Consider the following 2,137-nt stretch of genomic DNA (forward strand, 5'->3'; position numbering starts at 1 on the left):
AACGTGGTAAGCAAGAAACTGTCACCAACGCCTACTAGCGGACAGATGCATATAAGGTTCTAACGAACCGAAATTGCTTCATTCTTGTGAAGGTGGGGACAAAGTACCGACGAAGCATGTAACGAATGTGGAGGGATAGTCCCTAGTTTTGTTCTTTGAAAACTAAATTAACTAGATGTAACTCACAGGATCGAGTAAGATGATGGGACTTTTCGTAAGAAAGGGGAAATAATACATCGGTGAGTACAACATTACGACATGCAGAATATTACGATATGCAAAAAGTGTTCGATGATTTATACCAACGTAGTGAAAATAACGCTACTAAAGGTGTAAATCTATATAAATACATCATATCAAAAGAAAATATTCTATTGGCATATAGAAGTATAAAGGCTAACAGTGGTTCTAAAACTGAAGGAACAGATGGTATCACAATCGACCATTATAAAATGGAAGATGTAAATTCCTTCGTTGACGATATTAGAAAAACTCTCACAAATTACAAACCAAATACGGTACGTAGGATAGAAATACCTAAACCTAATGGGAAGAAACGCCCATTAGGAATCCCTACAATGAGAGATAGATTGATTCAACAAATGTTCAAACAGGTTCTAGAACCAATATGCGAGGCAAAATTCCACAAGCATTCATATGGATTCAGACCTAACAGGTCAACACACCATGCAATGGCTAGGTGTCAATATTTGATAAACAGAGGAAGATTTAGTCACGTAGTAGACATTGATATACAAGGTTTCTTTGACAACGTGAACCATTCCAAGTTATTAAAACAACTATACAACATAGGCATAACTGATAAAAGGGTGCTGACAATTATCTCTAAAATGTTAAAAGCACCAATCAAAGGAAAAGGTATTCCTACAAAAGGAACTCCGCAAGGAGGAATCCTAAGCCCATTACTTAGTAATGTTGTATTAAACGATTTGGATTGGTGGATATCTAGGCAATGGGAGAATATTAAAACAAGAAGACCATACACAACAGCAACCAAAAATCCATTGCTGATAAAAACAAAATTGAAGAAAATGCATATCGTTAGATACGCAGATGATTTTAAAATATTTACTAACAATCATCAATCTGCAATCAAAATATTCCATGCAGTAGAAGGTTATCTTAAAAATCAATTAAACTTTAATATATCTAATGAAAAATCGACTATAACTAACCTAAAAAGAAAATCTTCCGATTTTCTGGGGTTCTCTATCAAATCTGTTAAAAAGCGCGAAAGATATGTGGCAAACACACATGTAAGCGAGAAAAAGAAAAAGGATATCCTTGAAAAAGCAAAGACAAGGATTAAAGCAATTCAAAAAAGCCCATCAGGGAAAACAGTACAGGACTATAACTCTTATGTGCTTGGTATAAAAAATTATTACAAAATTGCAACACATGTAACTATAGACTTTGCTGAAATAGCCTTTCGTCTCTCGAAAATTTTGTTTAATCGTCTAAAATCAATAGGGAAATATAAGATTCCTACCAATGCGAATGCATTATACAAAAAAACTCATAGGAACAATTATAGAACCTTTGAAATAGCAGGCAATCATGTATATCCACTAGCGGACATACAAACACGATTCCCTCAAAGTTTTAGTCAAGACATATGCAATTACACTAAGCAAGGAAGACAAAAACTCATCAAAAGCCTAGAAGGTAACATTGCCAATGAAATGCAAAAGATGTTGCTATCCTCCAATAAAGGACAAAGCATGGAGTATACAGATAACAGAATATCCAGGTATTCCATGCAAAATGGTAAATGCGCTGTCATCGGAATCTTCTTAATAGCTGAAGATGTGCACTGTCACCATAAAATACCGAAAGGTATGGGAGGAACTGACGAGTTTAATAACCTGATTATTGTACATGAATTTGTCCACAGATTGATTCACGCTACAAATGACGAGACGATTAGAACATATATGAGAATTCTTCAATTGAACGATAAACAATTGAAGAAAATAAACAAACTCCGTAAAGCTTGTAATCTAGTTACTTTAGTATAAAAGGATAAGATGGGGCGCTGTATGCGATGAAAGTCGCACGTACAGTGCTAAGCGGGGGAAAAGATGGAGATAACTTCAAAGTCTTACCTATCGCAACT

At 35.0% G+C, this 2,137-nt stretch carries 1 protein-coding gene; it reads left to right on the top strand.

Annotated elements, in window-relative coordinates; translation table 11 throughout:
- The first annotated feature begins 239 nt into the window (after positions 1-239).
- The gene (gene ltrA, locus ABH960_RS29475) at positions 240-2,039 is read left to right on the top strand and encodes a group II intron reverse transcriptase/maturase (RefSeq protein ID WP_404449979.1); all 1,800 of its coding nucleotides are present in this window, start codon (positions 240-242) and stop codon (positions 2,037-2,039) included.
- The last annotated feature ends 98 nt before the right edge of the window (positions 2,040-2,137 follow it).

The sequence above is a fragment of the Bacillus sp. RC252 genome, assembly GCF_044909215.1.
GTDB lineage: Bacteria > Bacillota > Bacilli > Bacillales > Bacillaceae_G > Bacillus_A > Bacillus_A mycoides.